This window comes from Bradyrhizobium sp. WYCCWR15520, assembly GCF_056174665.1.
In genome coordinates, this window is sequence record NZ_JBWBWM010000013.1 from 18,836 (window position 1) to 38,996 (window position 20,161).

The 20,161-nt window shown below is 63.3% G+C and carries 17 protein-coding genes; 8 read left to right on the forward strand and 9 right to left on the reverse strand.

What is annotated here, in order from left to right:
- Positions 1-142: 142 nt before the first annotated feature.
- Positions 143-2,125 (forward strand): hypothetical protein, encoded by a 1,983-nt coding sequence (locus AC0QUY_RS16165; protein WP_475387553.1) that lies wholly within the window; start codon positions 143-145, stop codon positions 2,123-2,125.
- A 1-nt stretch (position 2,126) separates the two neighbouring features.
- Here the strand turns inward: AC0QUY_RS16165 and aspS are convergent, their stop codons facing one another.
- A complete protein-coding gene (aspS, locus tag AC0QUY_RS16170) occupies positions 2,127-3,899 on the reverse strand; it encodes an aspartate--tRNA ligase (protein ID WP_475387554.1) in 1,773 nt (590 codons plus the stop codon).
- 193 nt (positions 3,900-4,092) lie between these two features.
- On the opposite strand from aspS, the gene AC0QUY_RS16175 reads away from it, so the two are divergent.
- Together AC0QUY_RS16175 and rnd are read left to right on the forward strand one after the other, a co-directional pair.
- Positions 4,093-5,565: a protein adenylyltransferase SelO gene (locus tag AC0QUY_RS16175; protein ID WP_475387555.1), complete on the forward strand. Its 1,473-nt coding sequence runs from the start codon at positions 4,093-4,095 to the stop codon at positions 5,563-5,565.
- Between the two features lie 534 nt (positions 5,566-6,099).
- Positions 6,100-7,248 (forward strand): ribonuclease D, encoded by a 1,149-nt coding sequence (gene rnd, locus AC0QUY_RS16180; protein ID WP_161854266.1) that lies wholly within the window; start codon positions 6,100-6,102, stop codon positions 7,246-7,248.
- Between the two features lie 46 nt (positions 7,249-7,294).
- Here rnd and AC0QUY_RS16185 read toward each other — a convergent pair whose 3' ends face one another.
- The gene (locus tag AC0QUY_RS16185; RefSeq protein ID WP_475387556.1) at positions 7,295-8,434 is read right to left on the reverse strand and encodes an autotransporter outer membrane beta-barrel domain-containing protein; all 1,140 of its coding nucleotides are present in this window, start codon (positions 8,432-8,434) and stop codon (positions 7,295-7,297) included.
- Positions 8,435-8,807: 373 nt separating this feature from the next.
- Here AC0QUY_RS16185 and AC0QUY_RS16190 point away from each other — a divergent pair, with 373 nt between their 5' ends.
- On the forward strand, positions 8,808-9,011 hold the full coding sequence (locus AC0QUY_RS16190; RefSeq protein WP_057857829.1) for a cold-shock protein: 204 nt from the start codon (positions 8,808-8,810) through the stop codon (positions 9,009-9,011).
- A 59-nt stretch (positions 9,012-9,070) separates the two neighbouring features.
- Here the strand turns inward: AC0QUY_RS16190 and AC0QUY_RS16195 are convergent, their stop codons facing one another.
- From AC0QUY_RS16195 to purM, 3 genes are all read right to left on the reverse strand, one after another.
- Entirely contained in the window at positions 9,071-9,802 is a 732-nt protein-coding gene (locus AC0QUY_RS16195) for a glutathione S-transferase family protein (protein WP_161854264.1), read from the reverse strand.
- 65 nt (positions 9,803-9,867) lie between these two features.
- On the reverse strand, positions 9,868-10,521 hold the full coding sequence (gene purN / locus AC0QUY_RS16200) for a phosphoribosylglycinamide formyltransferase (protein ID WP_475387557.1): 654 nt from the start codon (positions 10,519-10,521) through the stop codon (positions 9,868-9,870).
- Positions 10,518-11,591, reverse strand: a complete 1,074-nt coding sequence (gene purM, locus AC0QUY_RS16205) for a phosphoribosylformylglycinamidine cyclo-ligase (protein WP_475387558.1) — start codon at positions 11,589-11,591, stop codon at positions 10,518-10,520. Before purM ends, purN begins: the two co-directional genes overlap by 4 nt.
- A 150-nt stretch (positions 11,592-11,741) precedes the next feature.
- Between purM and AC0QUY_RS16210 the strand changes: the two genes are divergently transcribed.
- From AC0QUY_RS16210 to ppx, 4 genes are all read left to right on the forward strand, one after another.
- Positions 11,742-12,284, forward strand: coding sequence for a CDP-alcohol phosphatidyltransferase family protein (locus tag AC0QUY_RS16210; protein ID WP_057839971.1), 543 nt, complete (start codon positions 11,742-11,744; stop codon positions 12,282-12,284).
- Positions 12,285-12,381: 97 nt separating this feature from the next.
- Positions 12,382-13,059, forward strand: a complete 678-nt coding sequence (locus AC0QUY_RS16215; RefSeq protein WP_161854261.1) for a P-loop NTPase family protein — start codon at positions 12,382-12,384, stop codon at positions 13,057-13,059.
- 151 nt (positions 13,060-13,210) lie between these two features.
- Positions 13,211-15,409, forward strand: coding sequence for an RNA degradosome polyphosphate kinase (locus tag AC0QUY_RS16220; RefSeq protein ID WP_161854260.1), 2,199 nt, complete (start codon positions 13,211-13,213; stop codon positions 15,407-15,409).
- Between the two features lie 12 nt (positions 15,410-15,421).
- Positions 15,422-16,924: an exopolyphosphatase gene (gene ppx / locus AC0QUY_RS16225; protein WP_475387559.1), complete on the forward strand. Its 1,503-nt coding sequence runs from the start codon at positions 15,422-15,424 to the stop codon at positions 16,922-16,924.
- A 48-nt stretch (positions 16,925-16,972) separates the two neighbouring features.
- Here ppx and AC0QUY_RS16230 read toward each other — a convergent pair whose 3' ends face one another.
- The 4 genes from AC0QUY_RS16230 to AC0QUY_RS16245 form a co-directional block, all read right to left on the reverse strand.
- Positions 16,973-17,233, reverse strand: coding sequence for a GlsB/YeaQ/YmgE family stress response membrane protein (locus tag AC0QUY_RS16230; RefSeq protein ID WP_475387560.1), 261 nt, complete (start codon positions 17,231-17,233; stop codon positions 16,973-16,975).
- Between the two features lie 26 nt (positions 17,234-17,259).
- Positions 17,260-17,718 (reverse strand): YidB family protein, encoded by a 459-nt coding sequence (locus AC0QUY_RS16235; RefSeq protein ID WP_161854257.1) that lies wholly within the window; start codon positions 17,716-17,718, stop codon positions 17,260-17,262.
- Positions 17,719-18,096: 378 nt separating this feature from the next.
- Positions 18,097-19,521, reverse strand: coding sequence for a TRAP transporter large permease (locus AC0QUY_RS16240; protein WP_161854256.1), 1,425 nt, complete (start codon positions 19,519-19,521; stop codon positions 18,097-18,099).
- Positions 19,518-20,081: a TRAP transporter small permease subunit gene (locus tag AC0QUY_RS16245; RefSeq protein ID WP_475387561.1), complete on the reverse strand. Its 564-nt coding sequence runs from the start codon at positions 20,079-20,081 to the stop codon at positions 19,518-19,520. The genes AC0QUY_RS16240 and AC0QUY_RS16245 overlap by 4 nt, the downstream gene beginning before the upstream one ends.
- Positions 20,082-20,161: the final 80 nt, after the last annotated feature.

Consider the following 20,161-nt stretch of genomic DNA (forward strand, 5'->3'; position numbering starts at 1 on the left):
AACATCCGAGAGCTTTCCCATCAACAGGGGGCATCGACGCAACGCGTCAAAGCCGGTAGCATAATATCCTCCCTACCCGTCCCCTTGACCGACATTGTGGCAATTTTGCCTCCCGCGAATGCCGGCGTCCGGAGCACAACTAATGGTAAAGATACTGCTGGGTCTGGTCGCCGCGGTCGCGATCGCGGTGGGCGGCTTCTTCGGCTTCGAGTTTTACACGCAGCACCGGATTGCCAGCGAGGTCGAGACCGCGTTCGAGCAGATCAGAGCCGGCGGCGGCAAGGCAAGCCATGGCAAGGTGTCGTTCGATCTGAAGAGCCGAACGCTCAGGATTGCCGACATTACCACTGAATCGGCGTCGCAGCCGCCGGTAACACTCAAGATTGGCAGCTTCACCGCGCTCGGTGTCGGTCAGCCGGACGCGACGCGCTTCTCGGCCGATGCCATCGAGGCGAGCGATCTCGAGCTCAACACCAGGATGCCTGCAGGGGCAGATTGGCAAGTCACCTACAAGGTGCCGCGGATCACGGCGAAGGATTTTTCCGGACCGGCAAACCTGCCGCGGCCGCCGGCAACCTCCTCGGTGATCGACCTATATCGGCTGGTCATCGAACAGCTTGGTGCAGTCACCGCCTCCTCGATCACGGCACCCAGTGTCGCCGGTACCATGAACTCCGGAAACCCGGCACTGGGGAACGGCGAATTCGCCTATTCCAACCTGGCGGTGCGCGACATCAAGGCCGGCAAGATCGCCGCCGTCACTCTCGACCGAATGACCTTCACAGCGACCTCGCAGCCGAAGGGCAAGCCCGAGAAGGTCACCGGGGACCTCGCCAATCTCGCGGCGCAAGACGTCGATATGGTCGCTGCCGCAGCCATCCTCGATCCGCAACGCGCCAATGACGACCAATACTACCGCGTCTACCGGCAGCTTACCGCCGGCGCCTATACGATCAGTTCGGGGCAAGGTCCGACGGTGCGTATCGACGGGCTGACGGCCGATGATATCGGGGCACGGCCCTCGCGGCTGCAACTGGCCACGCTGCTGGCAACGATACCATCAGGTTCGGCCCAGCCCACGCCGGCGCAGGCCCGCGAAATGATGGAGAGGATGGCCAGGATCTACGAGGGCGTGCGCATTGGAAGCGCCGAGATGCGCGGCCTTTCGATGGATATGCCGGAGGGTGGCTTCAAGCTCGCCTCGCTGCGCTTCAGTCTGGAGAACGGAAAGACCGGCGAATTTGCGGTCGAAGGTTTTGACGGCCGCACACCGCAGGGTCCCGTCAAGCTCGCCCGCTTCGCCCTCAAGAGCGTGGATATCGCCGGTCTGTTGCGTATGACCGCGCTGTTTTCGAACCCAGCGCAACCGCCGGCGCCCGACCAGGCGCTCGGCATGATCGCCCTGCTCGAGGGCGCCGAGCTGAAGGGCTTCGCTGCGCCTTACAAGAACACGGGCAGGCCGATCAACGTGGACCTTGTCAGCCTGGACTGGGGGCAGTTCGTCGGGCCTATCCCGAGCAAGGCTCGGCTGACCGCCAAGATGTCCGGCCCACTTGACGCAACCCATCCCGGCCAGCGAATGCTGATCGCCGCGGGCCTCGACAAGATGGCGATCGATCTCGACCTCGGCACGGCATGGACCGAAGCATCACGCTCATTCGTGCTGGAGCCTGTGACGGTCGAGCTTGGCGGCATGCTGAAAGCGTCCGCAAGAATTTCGCTCGCCAACGTGCCGCGCGAGGCGTTCTCGATCAATCCGCTTCAGGCAGTCGCCGTGGCAACCCTGATTGAGGCGGGCACCATCGAGCTCACGGTGCGCGATTTGGGCGTCGTCGATCTCGCGGTCGCCCATTATGCAAGGACGCAGAACGTCAGCCGCGACGCGGCACGACAAGCGATCGTTGAGGACATCAGAAGCAGCGCAGCGACATCGGGCACAAGCAACGCCGATGCTGTGGCCGCTGCCGAGGCGCTGGCGCGCTTCATCGAAACGCCGCGGACGACGCTGACGCTCAAGCTCACGCCGCTCGGCAAGGTGCCGGCAATGCAGCTCTTCCAGGCGTTGAAAACCGACCCGCTCGATGCGCTCTCGAAGTTCCGGATCGAGAGCACCACGGCGCTGTGAACTACTTGTCCGGCAGATTGAGCCGGATGTGAAGCTCGCGAAGCTGCTTGGTCGTGACCTCCGATGGCGCCCCCATCAGCAGGTCCACGGCCTGCTGGTTCATCGGGAACAGCGAGATTTCGCGCAGGTTCGTGGTGCCGCAGAGCAGCATCACGATGCGGTCGACGCCGGCCGCCATGCCGCCATGCGGCGGGGCGCCGTACTGGAACGCGCGATACATGCCGCCGAAACGCTCGACGACATCCTTCTCGCCATAGCCCGCGATCTCGAACGCCTTCACCATCGCTTCCGGCTTGTGGTTGCGGATGCCGCCGGAGGCGATCTCGTAGCCGTTGCAGGTGATGTCGTACTGGAAAGCCTTGATGGTCAGCGGGTCCTGCCCCTTGAGCGCATCGAGGCCACCCTGCGGCATCGAGAACGGGTTGTGCGAGAAGTCGACCTTCTTGTCTTCCTCGTTGTACTCGTACATCGGGAAGTCGACGATCCAGGCGAGCTCGAACCGGTCCTTGTCGATCAGGTTCAATTCCTCGCCCACCTTGGTGCGGGCGAGGCCTGAAAACTTCCAGAATTTTTCCGGATCGCCGGCGACGAAGAACGCCGCATCGCCCTCCTTCAAGCCGAGCTGCGCACGAATCGCCGCCGTCCGCTCCGCGCCGATGTTGTTGGCAAGCGGGCCCGCACCTTCGCCGCCCTCGCGCCACATGATGTAGCCGAGGCCTGGCTGTCCCTCGCCTTGCGCCCACGAGTTCATGCGGTCGCAGAAGGCGCGGCTACCGCCCGTAGGTCCGGGGATCGCCCAGACCTGGTTCTTCGGGTCTTCCAGCATCCGCGCGAACACCTTGAAGCCGGAGCCGCGGAAGTGCTCGGAGACGTCCTGCATCACGATCGGGTTGCGCAGGTCCGGCTTGTCGGTGCCGTATTTGCGCAGGGCTTCCGCAAACGGAATCCGCGGCCAGCCTTTGGTGACCGGCTTGCCCTTGGCAAACTCCTCGAACACACCGGTGACAACAGGCTCCATCGCCGCAAACACGTCCTCCTGCGTGACGAAGCTCATCTCGACATCGAGCTGATAGAACTCGCCCGGCAGGCGGTCGGCGCGCGGATCCTCGTCGCGGAAGCAGGGCGCGATCTGGAAGTAGCGGTCGAAGCCCGACATCATCAGGAGCTGCTTGTACTGCTGCGGCGCCTGCGGCAGCGCATAGAACTTGCCGGGATGAATGCGCGACGGCACCAGGAAGTCGCGCGCGCCTTCCGGCGAGGACGCCGTCAGGATCGGGGTCTGGAACTCGAAGAAGCCCTGCTCCTTCATCCGCTTGCGCATGGAATCGACGATGGCGCCGCGGGTCATGATGTTCTGGTGCAGCTTCTCGCGGCGGAGGTCGAGGAAGCGGTACTTGAGCCTGATGTCTTCAGGATATTCCTGCTCGCCGAACACCGGCAGCGGCAGCTCGCCGGCAGGTCCCAGCACCTCGATCTCGCTGACGTAGACTTCCACCGCGCCGGTGGGCAGTTCCGGATTGTCGGTACCCTCGGGACGCCGGCGCACCTTGCCGTCGATCCGCACCACCCATTCCGAACGGAACTTTTCGACTTCCTTGAACGCCGGCGAATCCGGGTCGGCCACGCATTGGGTGATGCCGTAGTGGTCGCGCAGATCGATAAACAGCACGCCGCCATGGTCGCGGATGCGATGGCACCAGCCGGAAAGGCGGGCGGTCTGCCCGATGTCGCTGTCGCGGAGCGCGCCGCATGTATGTGACCGGTAGCGATGCATGGAAGTCCCAAAAAAACGGATGTCGGAGGTCAGGAATCGGAGGCCAAAGCCGGTCCGAAGTTGCGGAGGGTTTACCCGACACCGCCGGGGGCGGCAACCAATGGCGGAGCTGTTTTCGGCTCAAAAACGGCCATTTGGGCAAGACCGTATCCGAACCGTTTGCCTATTCCCTGCCCGCGCCTATCTTTAGCCTATGACCGTCCATTTCCCGTTCCAGAACACCTATTCGGCCCTGCCGGCGAACTTTTTCGCCCGCGTGGCGCCGACCCCCGTCGCCAGCCCCCGGCTGATCAAGCTGAACCGGGCGCTGGCCGTCCATCTCGGCCTCGATCCGGACGTCCTGGACAGCCCTGAGGGCGCGGAAATCCTCGCCGGAAAGCGCCTGCCTGACGGCGCCGACCCGATCGCGATGGCCTATGCCGGTCACCAGTTCGGCCAGTTCGTGCCCCAGCTCGGCGATGGCCGGGCCATCCTGCTCGGCGAAGTCATCGACAAGGACGGCGTCCGCTGTGACATCCAGCTCAAGGGAAGCGGGCCGACCCCATTCTCGCGCCGCGGCGACGGCCGCGCCGCGCTTGGGCCGGTCCTGCGGGAATACATCGTCAGCGAGGCGATGTTTGCGCTTGGCATTCCGACTACCCGATCGCTCGCGGCCGTAACCTCGGGTGAGCGCGTTCAGCGCGAGACCATGTTGCCGGGCGCGGTGCTCACGCGCGTCGCCGCCAGCCACGTCCGTGTCGGCACATTCCAGTTCTTCGCCGCGCGCGGCGACACCGACGGCGTGCGCGCGCTCGCCGATCATGTCATCGCGCGGCACTATCCGGATATCGCCAACGCTGAGCGCCCCTATCACGCGCTGCTCGAAGGCGTCGTCGCCCGCCAGGCCGATCTCGTCGCGCGCTGGCTGCTGGTCGGCTTCATCCACGGCGTCATGAACACCGACAACACTTCGATCTCTGGCGAGACCATCGATTACGGCCCCTGCGCCTTCATGGACGAATACAACCCCGCGCAGGTGTTCTCCTCGATCGACGAACTCGGCCGCTACGCCTACGCCAACCAGCCGCGCATCGCGCTGTGGAATCTGACCCGGCTCGCCGAATGCCTGCTGCCGCTGTTCTCCGACGACCAGGACAAGGCGATCGAACAGGCGCAATTCATCCTCGGCGACTTCGCCGAAAAGTTCACCACTGCCTATCAGGCGGGCCTGCGCAAAAAGATCGGGCTCTTTACCACGCACGATGGCGATGAAGCGTTGATCCAGGACCTGCTGGACGCGATGGCGAAGAATGCGGCCGACTTCACCCTCACCTTCCGCCGCCTGAGCGATGCCGCCGCAGATCCCGACGACGATAGCGTTAGAGCGCAGTTCACAGACCCCGCCGCGTTCGACGAATGGGCCGTGCGATGGCGCAAGCGCCTGACCGAGGAGCCGCAATCCGCCACGGAGCGACAGGCGGCGATGCGCGCCGTCAATCCAGCCTTCATCCCCCGCAACCACCGCGTCGAAGCCGTGATCGCTGCCGCCGTCAACAACGACTACGCCCCGTTCGAGGAATTGCTGACGGTGCTGTCGAAGCCGTATGAGGATCAACCGGAGTTCGCGGCCTACACAGAGCCGCCGCTTCCCGATCAGCGCGTGCTGCGGACATTCTGCGGGACGTGAGGCGAGATCTTCTCCTCGCGCAGATGGATTGTAGGATGGGTAGAGCGAAGCGAAACCCATCAATGTCTCGCGCGGGGGCTGATGGCTTTCGCTTCGCTCTACCGGTCCTACGGGCTGCCGTTAACCCAACTCGTTAAGCGCCTATCCACCATCTGCGCATGCACGCCTCGCCAGGTTACATAAATTAAGAACCCGTCAACGCGCTCCCCACAAATCTAACGGTTTATCGCGGGAGAATTGCCGTGGACGCCTTTGCTTTCGCATTCATGGGAATGGTGATGATTGCCCTCTGTCTCGCTGTGCTCGCGATCCCGTCGGGCCGACGCCGGTCGCGGCACATCCGTTACGAGTGAGCAGTTTTTACCGTCCGGCCGACGCCTGACGACCGGAATGGCTACAGGACGTCTCCCGGCCCCCGTTGGGACGCAAAAAAGCCATGCCCAGGCTCAAATGCAGGGCTCAAATCCACCGCGACACCCTTGACATATCAGCGTTTTCGGCAGAACGCCTGTCCCGACGCGTCATGGATTGTTCATGGATCTGATTACTACCACTCCCGACCTCGCCGCCGCCTGCTCCCGGCTCGCCCAGCACAAGGTCATCACGGTCGACACCGAGTTCCTGCGGGAGACGACCTACTATCCCCTGCTCTGCGTCGTGCAGATGGCGAGCCCGGACGAAGCCGTCGTCATTGACACGCTGGCGCCCGGCATCGACCTCAAGCCGTTCTTCGAGCTGATGGGGAACGAAGCGGTGCTGAAGGTGTTCCACGCCGCCCGCCAGGACATCGAAATCGTCTGGCATCAGTCCGGCACCATTCCACATCCGATCTTCGATACCCAGGTCGCCGCCATGGTGCTGGGCTATGGCGACAGCATCGCCTATGACCAGCTCGTCGAACGCGTCACCGGCCACCGGCCCGACAAGACCCACCGCTTCACCGACTGGTCGCGCCGGCCGCTGACGCCCGAGCAGATGCATTACGCCGTCTCTGACGTCACCCATTTGCGCGATGTGTTCGCAGCGCTCGACGCCGATCTGAAGAAGCGCGGCCGCAACGACTGGGTCAGCGAGGAGATGGAAGTTTTGACCTCGCCCAAGACCTACGATTTCCACCCCGAGCGGGCCTGGGAGCGGCTGAAGACGCGGGTGCGCAAGCCGAAGGAACTCGCGGTGCTGATGGAAGTCGCGGCCTGGCGAGAGCAGGAAGCGCAAAGCCGCGACGTGCCGCGCTCACGCGTTATGAAGGACGATGCGGTCGGCGACATAGCCACCCATGCCCCGACCTCGCTCGAACGTCTCGCCAGCCTGCGTTCGCTGCCGAAGGGCTTTGACCGCTCGAAATGGGGCACCGACATCATCGCAGCCGTCCAGCGCGGCCTCGCCCGCGATCCGCACACGCTGCCGAAGATCGAAAAGCCGCGCGGCAATTCGAACGGCGCGGCGACTGTCGAATTGTTGAAGGTGCTGCTGCGGATGACCTCGGAGCGCCACGCCGTCGCCAGCAAGGTGATCGCCACCGTCGACGACCTCGACCAGATCGCCGCCGACGACCACGCCGACGTTCCGGCCCTGCACGGATGGCGCCGCGAATTGTTCGGCGAAGCCGCGATTGCGCTGAAGCACGGCAGGCTAGCGCTCGCGATCGAAAAAGGCCGCGTCGTCAGGGTCGATCGGGCGTAGGCTGTCTCTTAACCTCTCCCCGCAAGAGCGGGGCGAGGGAGAATAACTACCACTTCAACTCCAGCCCCACCGTGCCCTGATGCGACTGCATCGCGGCGCGGACCTTGGCGTCGTAGTTCACATATAGCCGCGCGGTATTGGTCAGGCTCAGCGAGGCCGAAGCACCGGCATCGGCGCCGTATCGGCTCTCGCCGATGCCCTGGAACGTAATACTCTGCACGCCCTGGCTGACGGTGATATCGGAGAAATTCTGCACGAGGTTGTCGACGAACTTGCCGTAGCCTGACAGGTCGAGAATCTTGCCGTCGAGGATCCAGTAATGGCCGATCTCGGCGCCGATCAGGAGCCGCGCCCGCTGCACGGTGGCGCCGGTCGCCGTTACGGGATCGAGGCCGCCGATCTCCTGCAACGCCCCGGTCTGGGCGCGGACATATTCGAACGCGCCCTTCGGCACAATGCGGCCCTGGTCCTTTGACCAGTAATAGCTGATCTCGCTCAAGACACCGTCGAGCCGCGCATTGTATCCGGCGGTCGCCAGCCCAAGGCCGGTATCGCGGCGCGAGTTGACGTTGCCGAACCCGTGCACCACCGCGCTGGCCCACGTCCACGGCCCGCTGTCGATGGAGGCGGTGAAACCAAGCTGGGTCAGGTCGATCGTCGCCGATTGCAGCGCCAGCGGAATGTCGATTGATGATCGGCTCTGATCGACCGAGAGGCCGATATTGATGCCCGGCGCCACCCGCGCCCCGACCCCGGCTACGCCGCCCCAAGTCTTTCTGTTGTCGCCGACGAAATCGCCGACCGCGCCGTTCCTGGTCGAGTTCCCATAAGCCTCGAACCAGGTCCGGTAGCGCGGCGCTTCCGTGCTCTCGGAAGCGCCACCGCCGCCCGGATTGGTCCGCTGCAGGCGGTTGAAGCCGTTGCTCGACTGATCGCCCAGCCGCTCCAGGAAATTGCTGCCGAGATTGGTCAGCGCCGCGCCGGACGAGACCGCCGAGTTGATCACCGTCGGTGTCGGGCTCGGCGTCGGCGAAGGCGTGGGGGTCGGGGTGGGCGTGGGCGTCGGCGATTGCGCCTGCGCTGTCGACATCACGGCGACAAGAACGGCCACGATCGCAAGCAGCCGCGCGAGCGCGCGACAGGCCCCCCTTCTTCGTGCCCGCGAAAGCCGCCATGAGCAGCGCATGCAATCCATTCCCAAGGGCAGAAGCGCGGCCCGAAAATGCGCAAAATCCCGATCAACTGCAGCGATTTGCACCCGGTTCACCCGAAGGGTCAATCGGTCAGCCCCCCAGCCCGTCACCGAATACGCGTCATTGTTGTTCGGCTGCCACAGCTCGCGCGGCATCGTGACCAAGTTTCGTCGCGCGCCAGAACTCTTGCGAACGCCAAAATTTCGTGTTGCAATCCGACGCACAATCGGATTCAGGCCGTTCGACTGTGCGTTTCGCGACCAGGAAATCTAGCAGCTACCGGGGAGCCCGTTTGTGGCGTGGCACGTGGAGAACGTGGCCGCGTCTTTTTTGTATCTAGTCTAAACTTGGAGACAGGCGATGGCGATGCAGAAGGGCAGCGTCAAGTGGTTCAACCCCACCAAGGGGTATGGGTTCATCAAGCCGGCGGTCGGCGAGAAGGACGTGTTCGTCCACATCTCGGCCGTCGAGCGCGCGGGACTCACCACTCTCAACGAGAACCAGCACATTGAGTACGACCTTGTCGAAAACCGCGGCAAGACGTCCGCGGAAAACCTCAAGGTCACTTAAGACTCCATCCACGCAAATTGCCCCCGGCCTCGCCGGGGGATTTTGCTTTTGCCCTGAACTTAGGCCGCCGCCTCGCAACCCGCGATCTCGCGGAGTTCCGGATAGAATCGCGCAGTCATCCGGCTGACATAGCGCCGCAAATTGGCGTGGCCCGCCGCCGCCCGCTGCAAATCCGATTCGAACAGGGGACAGATCGCGCTAACCGCGAAGGCGAATATCGTGGCGTCGATGCCGGTGGGCTCCTTGCCCATGAAGAACAGCTTGTCCCCGAGATAGGCCGCCATCGCATCGATCGAGCGGATTCCGATCGCGGTGATCTCGTCGGCGGAGTGACGGCCGATCCCCTGCCCGTGCAGCGTCTTGCGCAGGCGGCGGCGGATCATCGAGACGACGACGGGCCGGACTGGCGCAGGCACGCCCTTGAAGAAGTTGACCGGCCCTTTGCGGAAATTGTCGTCGATCATCCAGCGGAAGTAGACGCTCGCCCAGTATAAATTATCCTCCGCCATCTTCTCGAAGGCCCAGGCGACGGCGAGCTGCTCGGCGCTGAGTCCCTGATCGAAATCGATGCCGTATTTCTTTTCGAGATGCCAGCGGATCAGCGTGGAGTCGCCGAGCAACTGGCCGTCATCCTCGATGTAGGGAATCTTGCCCTTCGGCGCCTTCGAAAAACTCATCAGCGCCTTTTCGAACGGCAGCTTCGACATCCGCAGCAAGGTCTCGGCCTTGGTCACGAAGGGGCTTGCGTCGGGAAGGCCAAAATTGGGCCCGGAGCCATAGAGCGTGATCATGGAACCCTCGATGTATCTTGCGGGGTGCGGCTCTCGCGCTCGTTCGCGCACACCGGCAGATAATATCAGATCGTCCGCGGCGAAATCAGGGTGCCGTCGCGGTCGGACCCGCCGGCGGTCTTGCAGATGTCGCCTTCGAGGCGAAGCTTGCCGCTAGCAAGCAAACGTAGCGCCTCGGGATAGATGCGATGCTCGATGCCAAGGATGCGCTGCGATAGCGTCTCCGGCGTATCGTCATCGGCCACTTCAACCGCGCCCTGCATCACGATCGGGCCGGCGTCGGTTTCGGGAATCACGAAATGCACGGTGGCGCCCGAGATCTTCACCCCGGCCTGCAACGCCTGGCCGTGCGGATCGAGGCCCGGAAAGGACGGCAGCAGCGAGGGATGGATGTTGAGCATCTTGCCGTACCACCGCTGCACGAACTCCGCGGTGAACAGGCGCATGAAGCCGCCGAGGCAGATCAGTTCGACCTTCCGTTCTTCCAGCGCCCGCTGCAGGACCGTTTCGAAGCCGGCGCGATCCTTGCCGAACGGCTTACTCTCGATGACGATCGTCGGGACGCCGTTCGCAGCTGCCCGCTCGAGCCCCAGCGCATCGCCCCGGTTGGAGATGACGGCGACGATCTCGGCCGGAAAGTCGGCAGCTTTCGCCGCATCGATCAGCGCGGCCATGTTCGATCCGCGCCCCGAGATCAGGATGGCGACACGGCGTTTCATGGGGCGAGATCGAGATGGCCGTTATAGACTACGCGATGTTCGCCCGCCGCCGGGATCACTTCGCCGAGCAAGGCGACGGTCTCGCCGCTTTCGGTGAGGATCTCCGTCACCTTCTCGACCGCATCCGGCTTGACGATCGCGATCATGCCGATGCCGCAGTTGAAGGTGCGCAGCAATTCGAGCTCGGCGATACCGCCCTGCTCGGCCAGCCATTTGAACACCGGCAATACCGGCAGCCGCGCCAGATCGATGCCGACGCCGAGATGTTTTGGCAGCACGCGCGGAATGTTGTCGGTGAAGCCGCCGCCGGTGATGTGGGCGAGGCCTTTGATCGCGCCGGTCTCGCGGATCGCGCGCAGGCACGATTTCACATAGAGCCGCGTCGGCGCCAGCAGCGCGCCGCCCAGCGTCATGACCGGCGAGAACGGCGCCGGCGCACCGAAGCCGAGGCCGGAGTTTTCCACGATCTTGCGGACCAGCGAAAAGCCGTTGGAGTGAACGCCCGACGAGGCCAGTCCGATCACGGCATCGCCCACCGCGATATCCGCGCTCGGCAACAGCGTGCCGCGCTCGGCAGCCCCGACCGCAAAGCCCGCGAGGTCGTAATCGCCGTCCTTGTAGAGGCCCGGCATCTCGGCGGTCTCGCCGCCGATCAGGGCGCAACCGGACTCCCGGCACCCCTCGGCGACGCCGGCCACGATGGCCGCCGCGGCCTCGGGGTCGAGCTTGCCGCAGGCAAAATAGTCGAGGAAGAACAGCGGTTCCGCGCCCTGCACCACGAGGTCGTTGACCGACATCGCCACCAGGTCGATGCCGATGCCGCCATGCAGCCCGGTCTCGATCGCGATCTTGACCTTGGTACCGACGCCGTCGGTCGCCGCCACCAGGACGGGGTCCTTGAACCCCGCCGCCTTGAGGTCGAACAGCCCGCCGAATCCGCCGATTTCGGCGTCGGCGCCGGCCCGGGCGGTGGCGCGCACCATCGGCTTGATGAGGTCGACCAGGCGGTTGCCTGCGTCGATATCGACCCCCGAATCCGCGTAAGTCAGCCCGTTTTTGCGGTCGTTCATGCCCAAATTCCAGTATGATGACCGCTGGTTACGAGGAATTCCGCGATCCTGCAATGGCTCGCAAGCGCTTGGCGCATATACTATGTAGATAAGAGCCGGCTGAACCCGCCAGGGGCCGGATCTAAGGCCGGGAGCCGGGAAGCGACCGAGTTGAGTATTCCGAACATCATTACGCTGGGGCGCATCATTCTGGTCCCGGTCATCGTCTGGGCGATCGTTTCCAGCCAGATGGAAATTGCGTTTGCGATCTTCGTCGTTGCAGGCGTCAGCGACGCCGTCGATGGCTTTCTCGCCAAGCGCTTCAACATGTCGAGCGAGCTCGGCGCCCTGCTCGACCCGCTCGCCGACAAGGCGCTCCTGGTTTCGATCTTCGTGGCGCTCGGCATCTGGGGCGCGGTTCCGCGCTGGCTCGTCATCCTGGTGGTGTCGCGCGACATCATGATCGTCACGGCGGTGATCGTGTCATGGCTGTTCGACAAGCCGATCCCAATGAAACCCCTGATGGTGTCGAAGCTCAACACGGTGGCGCAGGTGGCGTTCGCAGCGCTGGTGCTGGCCTCGCTCGGTTTCAATTTCAAGCCGGCGCCCTATGACGTGATCCTGATGGGTTTTGTTACAGTCTTTACTTTGGTTTCGGTCTCGCTCTATCTCGTCGAGTGGGTTCGGCACATGAGCACGATCGAAGCGCGCTAGCTTCTTCCTTTATTTGATGCGTTTTCCTCACGCGAACCCGTAGCCATTTCGCTTGAAAACGCTATGAATGCCCTGGAATCCCGGCCTGGAGACTTGCGTGGCAGTTCGCGTTCAACCTCGTCAGCTTGCTTTCTCGCTGCCGCATGCGGAGAGCCTGACCCGCGACAATTTCCTGGAAGGGCCTGCCAATGAAGCCGCGCTCGCGCTGATCGAAAGCTGGCCGGACTGGCCGAACCGCGTGATGGTGCTGATGGGACCGGAGGGCTCCGGCAAGAGCCACCTCGCCGCGATCTGGGCCGAACAGGCCGGCGCGCGCTCGATATCGGCACACGCGCTTACCCCCGCTTCCGTCCCCGGTGCGCTCACAACCGGGGCATTGGTGGTCGAAGACCTGAAGCCGGCCGACTTCGATGAGCGCGCAATGTTTCACCTCCTGAATCTGGCGCGCGAGGACGGGGCTTTCATCCTGATCACGGCTCGCGTTCCGCCGGCTTCGTTCGAGCTCGAATTGCGCGATCTCAGGTCGCGGCTGCGCGCCGCACCCGCCGTGTCGCTGTTGCCGCCCGACGACCTGTTGTTTCGCGGCCTGATCGTTAAATTCTGCGCCGACCGCCAGTTGAGCATCGACGAGACGGTTGTGAGCTATCTCGCCAGCCGGATCGAGCGCTCCTATGCCGCCGCCCGCCGGGCGATCGAGCTTCTGGATACCGAGGCGCTGCGGCTCGGCCGGCCCGTGACCCGGGCCCTGGCCGCAGAACTGCTGCGGAACGCCTGAACGGCGAGGGTGCGTGCTGCGTCCTGTCGCCTTGACGGCGGCTTTGGGCGGAACATCAATGTCATTGAAACGTCATCGGAATATCACATGGTTTGGGCGGCATTCGCTTAAATAAATGCCGGCGCCCCAGCCCGAGATGGATCAAAGCCTCATGGAATCGGCCCAAGTTATTGATATCAAAGAAAAAGAACAAATTGCCGAGGCGCCTCCCGCGATTGCCACCAGCCCCGAGCGGTTCATCAACCGGGAACTATCCTGGCTGCATTTCAACCGTCGGGTGCTCGAGGAATCGGTCAATCCCGGCCATCCCGCGCTGGAGCGGGTGCGGTTCCTGTCGATTTCCGCCAATAACCTTGATGAGTTCTTCATGGTCCGCGTCGCCGGTATCAAGGCACAGGTCCGCGAAGGCATTGCCGAACGCAGCCCCGACGGGCTCACGCCGTCCGAGCAGCTCTCCCTCATCAACAAGACGGTTTCGGAGCTCGCTTCCGACCAGCAGGCGATCTGGCGCGATCTGCGCGCCATGCTTTCGGATGCCGGCATCAAGCTGGTCGACGGCCACGACTTCACCAAGACGGAGCGCGGCTGGCTCGAGGATCACTTCCTCCGTAACATCTTCCCGCTGCTGACGCCGCTGGCGATCGATCCGGCGCACCCCTTCCCCTTCATCCCGAGCCTCGGCTTCACCATCGCGCTGCAATTGGCGCGGACTTCCGACGGCAAGGCGATGAACGCGCTGATCCGCATGCCCGGCAAGATCGACCGCTTCATCCGCATGCCTCCGACCGGCGATGGCGCCGTGCATCTGATCCCGCTGGAGCAGGCCACCGGCCTGTTCATCGGCCGCCTGTTCCCCGGCTACACCGTGAAGGGCCAAGGCGCTTTCCGCATCATCAGAGACTCCGAACTCGAAATCGAGGAAGAGGCCGAAGACCTGGTCCGCCTGTTCGAGACCGCGTTGAAGCGGCGGCGGCGCGGCTCGGTGATCCGGCTGGAGATGGAAGCCAAGATGCCCGAAGAGCTGTGCGCCTTTGTGCGGCAAGCGCTTTCGGCGGCGGACGACGAAGTGTTTCTGGTCGATGGCGTGCTGGCGATGAACGAGCTCTCGCAGCTCACGCGGCTCGACCGGCCCGACCTCGAATTCACACCCTATGTGCCGCGGCATCCCGAGCGGGTGCGCGACCATGGCGGCGACATCTTCGCGGCGATCCGGCAAAAGGACCTGATCGTCCATCACCCCTATGAATCCTTCGACGTCGTCGTGCAGTTCCTGCAGCAGGCGGCGCGCGATCCTGACGTCGTCGCCATCAAGCAGACGCTCTATCGCACCTCGAACAATTCACCGATCGTGCGCGCGCTGGCCGAGGCCGCCGAGGCCGGCAAGTCGGTGACGGCGCTGATCGAGTTGAAGGCGCGGTTCGACGAGGAGGCCAATATCCGCTGGGCGCGCGACCTCGAACGCGCCGGCGTGCAGGTCGTGTACGGCTTCCTCGAACTGAAGACGCACGCGAAGCTTTCGATGGTGGTGCGGCGCGAGGGTGGTAACCTCACGACCTATGTGCATACCGGCACCGGCAATTATCATCCGGTCACCGCACGCATCTATACCGACCTCTCCTACTTCACCTCGGACCCCATCATCGGCCGCGATGCGGCGCGGGTGTTCAACTACATCACCGGCTATGCCGAGCCGAGCGACATCGAGCGGATGGCGGTGTCGCCGCTGACGCTGCGCAAGCGCATCATCGAACATATCAAAGGCGAGACCAATCACGCCCGACACGGCAAGCCGGGAGCGATCTGGATGAAGATGAACTCGCTGGTCGATCCCGATGTCATCGACGCGCTGTACGAAGCGTCGCAGGCCGGCGTGTCGATCGACCTGGTGGTGCGTGGCATCTGCTGCCTGCGGCCGGGCATTCCCGGATTTTCCGAGAACATCCGGGTCAAATCGATCATCGGCCGCTTCCTTGAGCACGGCCGAATCTACTGCTTTGGTATGGGGCAAGGCCTGCCCGGCCCGAAGTCGGCTGTGTATATCTCGTCCGCCGACATGATGCCGCGGAACCTCGACCGCCGCGTCGAAGTGCTCTGTCCACTGCAAAATCCCACGGTACATCAGCAGGTTCTCGAACAGATCATGGTCGCGAACCTGAAGGATACCGAGCAGAGCTGGCAGTTGTTGCCGGATGGGTCCTCAACGCGTATGAAGGCCGCGAAAGGCGAAGAGCCGTTCAACTTGCACAATTACTTCATGACGAATCCGAGCCTGTCTGGTCGTGGAAAGTCTCTCAAGGAATCTTCGCCGCGCCGGCTCACGCGCCGTAACGAGCGCCAACCATCGTCATAAGGGGCCGCGGCTGTGAAGCGGCCGCGAAAGCGCGCTTCCAGCGTCGCCGTCATCGACATCGGTTCGAACTCGGTTCGTCTCGTCGTCTATGAGACGATGGCGCGCAGCCTTGTCACCATCTTCAATGAGAAGGCGCTGTGCGGGCTCGGCCGCGAGGTGCAGAGCACCGGTCTGATGGCCGAGGATGCCGTTGCCAGGGCGCTGACGGCGCTCAGGCGATTCCGGGCGCTGTGCCGTATCCAGCAGGTGGGACGCGTCTTCGCCATTGCGACTGCCGCCTGCCGCGACGCCAAGAACGGTCCTGACTTCATCGCCAAGGCCGAGCGTATCTGCGGCACGCCGATTCAAATCCTTTCGGGACCGCGCGAAGCAAAGCTTTCCGCGCTCGGTGTCGTCTCTGGAATCCACTATCCCGACGGCATCGTCGGCGATCTCGGCGGCGGCTCGCTTGAATTGATCGACGTGCAGAAAAGCCGGGTTCACAGCGGCGTCACGTTGCCGCTGGGAAGCCTCGCGCTGCAGGACCTGTCCGACAAATCGTTGAAGCGCGCCGAACGCATCGTGCGCGACGATCTGTCCGGTGTTGCCCAGCTCAAGGCCGCCCGCGGCCGCACCTTTTACGCCGTCGGCGGCACCTGGCGCGCACTGGCGCGCATCCACATCATCCAAAGCGGCTATCCGCTGCGCGTGATGCATGGCTATTCGATACCCGCCGCCGACGCGCTTGATTTCGCCCGACGCTTGCGCCGGCTCGCGGCCGCCAACATGCTCGCCGATATCGAGGTAGTCGCCGATGCGCGGCGGCCGCTGCTGACCTACGCGGCGCTGGTTCTCGAATACATCATCCTTGTCGGCCGGCCGAAGACGATCGTGTTCTCGACCTTCGGCGTCCGTGAAGGCCTGCTCTATGAAATGCTCCCGCAACAGGAGCGCGCCAAGGACGGTTTTATCTGTGCCGCCCAAACCCTGAACGGGCTGCTGTCGCGCTCGGCCCGCCACGCCGAAGAACTGGTCGGCTGGACCGATCGGCTGGTGCGCGTGGTGAGGCTGCGTGAGACCGACGAAGACCGAAGGCTGCGCCATGCCGCCTGCCTGCTTTCCGACATCGGCTGGCGCGTGCATCCCGATCATCGCGGCGAGGAGACGCTGAGCCTGATCACCAACGGCAATTTCGGCTCGATCAGCCATCAGGGCCGCGCCTTCGTCGCGCTGTCAGTGTTTTATCGCTACGCAGGCCTCAGCGAGGAAAACGAGCCGCCGGAGCGCATCCGCGAGCTGGTGCCGCCGGCGATGGACGAACGCGCTCGCATTCTCGGCGCCGCCTTCCGCGTCGCGCACCTGATCTCGGCGGCGCGCACCGGCGTGTTGCCCGCGACCCACTTCCGCACCCAGGGCCGCAAGCTGATGCTGGTGTTCGAGCATCGCATGGTCGACCTCGTCGCCGACCGCGTCGGCAGCCGCTTCAAGCAATTGGCGCGCCTGGTCGGGCGCGCCGGATCGATCGTGCGGAAGTGAACGTTGGTCTCTCGCGTCGATAACGCGGCATCCAATTGAGCAGAGCGCTCAAACCGCTCGCTGCCTCCCAGCAAAGAACCCATATATCAGCAGCACGATAATCGCCCCGACGACAGCACCAATGAAACCGGCCCCCTCGCCCGCGTTGTACCAACCGAGAGCTTGCCCGAGATAGGAGGCAACGAACGCGCCTACGATGCCCAGAATGGTCGTCATAATGAACCCTGACGGCTCATTGTTTCCGGGCATGATAAACTTTGCAACGACACCCGCCAAAAATCCGATAATGATGGTCCAGATTATGCTCATCCTACCATTTCCCTGTGCTCGATGAATTAAGCGTCGCGCGGAGGTAGACGACCGTCCGGCGTGTATTTGTCGACGGCTGTTGGCAGTTCTCGCGAAAGTCGGTCGAGAATTTCTTCTTGCGAAAGTCCCGTCTGCTGCGTCAACGTCGCCAAAACATCCTGACCGATGGCTTGCTTGAGCTCGGGAGGCGAAATCTCCTTATTGGGGCCGTGGCCGATCCACGATTCCGCAGCCTCGCCTTGACCGTTCTTCTTGAATTGTTCGAACAATTCGCCGAGACCGCCACCAAGCAGGCCTCCGATACCCGCACCGCCCAGCATGTTACTCAGCACATCACTTTGCCCCGGCGGCTGTTTGCCGCCTTCGGGTTTGGAAGGGGATCCCACAGCGCTGTTGAATATTTCCGCGAGCTTGTCGCGATTTTGATATCCCGCAAGGGCAAGCATCCCAAGGAGTGCAGTCATCGATGGCATTCCGCGGCTCATTTTGGCCTCCGTGACATCTGTGTTTCAGTCGGTGTTTGGCCGATCAGGCCTGTTAAACCCCGGGAGCGCCGGAATGTTCGGCCAAGGCCGCATTCTCAGCCTCGCCGAGCTGCACGCCGCCAAGCCGGCCGTAGGCTCAGCGGTCATGCCGGCAGCGAACGCCTGGACCGCGACGCGAAGTTTGATCTAGGTCAACATGGCTGGCGGAACCACCCGATCGTCCTTCTCCGACCTGGCCAGGATTGGAGGAAAATGGATCGTCGTCGACTACATTACGATCCGATCGATTGGTCGCAATACCGCTTCCGTTCGTCGCCCTTTTCGCCACAGCCGGCTTTTGGAGCCGTGCGGGCGTCACCCGGTACGCACAACGCCCGGCTACTTCTTTTTTGGCGTCAGCCAGTCGTCGTCTTCCAGGGACGGCGCCCGCTTCTGCTGTTCCAGGATTTTCCTGTGCTCCTCAGGGATCACCTGACTGCGCGATGCCTCATGCAGTGTATGCGGAAACCAGGTCGCAATGCCCGGAAAGGCGATCATCAGCCCGACGCAGATCACTTGCAGAATCATGAATTGGAACATGCCGGCGTAAATCGTCGCGAGACTCCAGCCCTTGACCACCTGCTTGAGATAGTACGCCGACATGGCGACCGGCGGCGACAGGAAGGCAGTCTGCAGCACCACCGCAACCAATGCGCCGAACCATATGAGGTCGATGCCCATGCCCTTCACGACGGGGTAGAAGATCGGCAGGAACACCAGGATAATGGCTGGCCACTCAAACGGCCAACCCAGCAGGAAAATGAGGAACAGCACGACAATCAGCATGAGGCTTGGCGGCAACTGGAGGCCGAGCATCGTCTCGGTGATCCAGTTCGCCGAGCCGAGGCGGGCGAACACTGCACCGAAAATGTTCGACGTGACCGCCAGCAGCAGGACCATGCTCGACGTCGCCATCGTCGAGATCAGCGCTCGTTGCAGTCCGCCGAGCGAGAACCTGCGATATGCGATGGCCAGGATCACCGCGCCGACGCTGCCGATGCCGGCGGCCTCCGTCGGCGTCGCAAGACCCCCGATGATCGAGCCGAGCGTCGCAGTAATGAGCCCGATCAGGGGCAGCGTGCCGACGATCACCTCGCGCGCAATGTACCCCGCCGAGTAGATCCGCTCGTCCTTTGGCACCGGCGGCCCGAGTTTAGGGTTCATGAAGGCGCGGCCCATCAGATAGACGATGTAGAGGCCGGCCAGCAGGAAGCCCGGCCCGAAAGCTGCAGCATAGAGATCGGCGACCGACACCCCGAGCACCGGCCCCATCACGATCAGCATGACCGACGGGGGAATGAGAATGCCGAGCGTGCCGCCCGCAGTGATGGTGCCCGCTGAAAGCTTGGCGTCATAACCCGCCTTCGTCATGATCGGCGAGGCCATGATGCCAAGAACGGTGACGGCTGCTCCGACGATGCCCGTCGCCATCGCGAACACGGTCGAGGTCAGGATGACGACGAGGAAGAGTGCGCCGCGCACCGGCGCAAGCAGCATGCGGAACGCCGTGAACAGGCGCTCCATCAGCCCCGCCTGTTCGGTGATGAAACCCATGAAGATGAATAGCGGCACGGCGGCCAGCAGTTCCTCCTTCATCAGGCCGATGGTCTGGAAGTAGGCAAGGTCGAAGACCGTCGCGCCTATGCCAAGGTAGCCGAACGCAAAGGCGAGAAACAGCAGCGTGAACGAGATCGGCACGCCGATGAAAATCGCTCCGAGCAGCACCAGGAGCATGATGAGGCCGATGAGCGCTTCCGCGGTCATATCTCGACCTTCTCCTTGTGCTCGAGCTCGACGCCGGTGCGCACCATGTAGATGCTCTTGATCAACTCGGACACGCCCTGGATCAGCAGCAACAGGCAGGCGAGCGGCACGACGAACTTGAACGGCCACAGCACCGGCCGCCACGGTGTCTGGTCTGACATCTCGTTGATCTGCCAGGAGTAATGAAACTCGTTCCAGCTGATCAGCAACAGCATGATCAGGCTTGGGAAGAAGAAAACGATATAGGAGATCGTGTCGATAAAACCCTTCCTGCGGATGGAGAACTTCTCCCAGAAGAAGTCGGTGCGGATGTGAGCGCCCTTGTGCAGCGCGTAAGCGGCGCCGAGCATGAACAGCGAACCGTAGAGCATGTAGGTTGCATCGTAGGCCCATATGGTCGGCGCGTTGAACAGGTAGCGCGCTCCAACCTCGTAGGCGACGGCCAGAACCAGCGGCACCGCCAGCCACGAGATGATCGTGCCGGTTCGATCCGTGAATCCGTCGATGATCCGGATCATGGCCAGCAGCGCCGGCGACTGCCTGTCTGTTGCCTCAGCCATCCCTCCCCCTACCGCCGATCGTTCGTGCGGCGCGGACGGCGGCGTGACGCAGGCCGCCCGCCAGCGAATGGAGGGCGGCC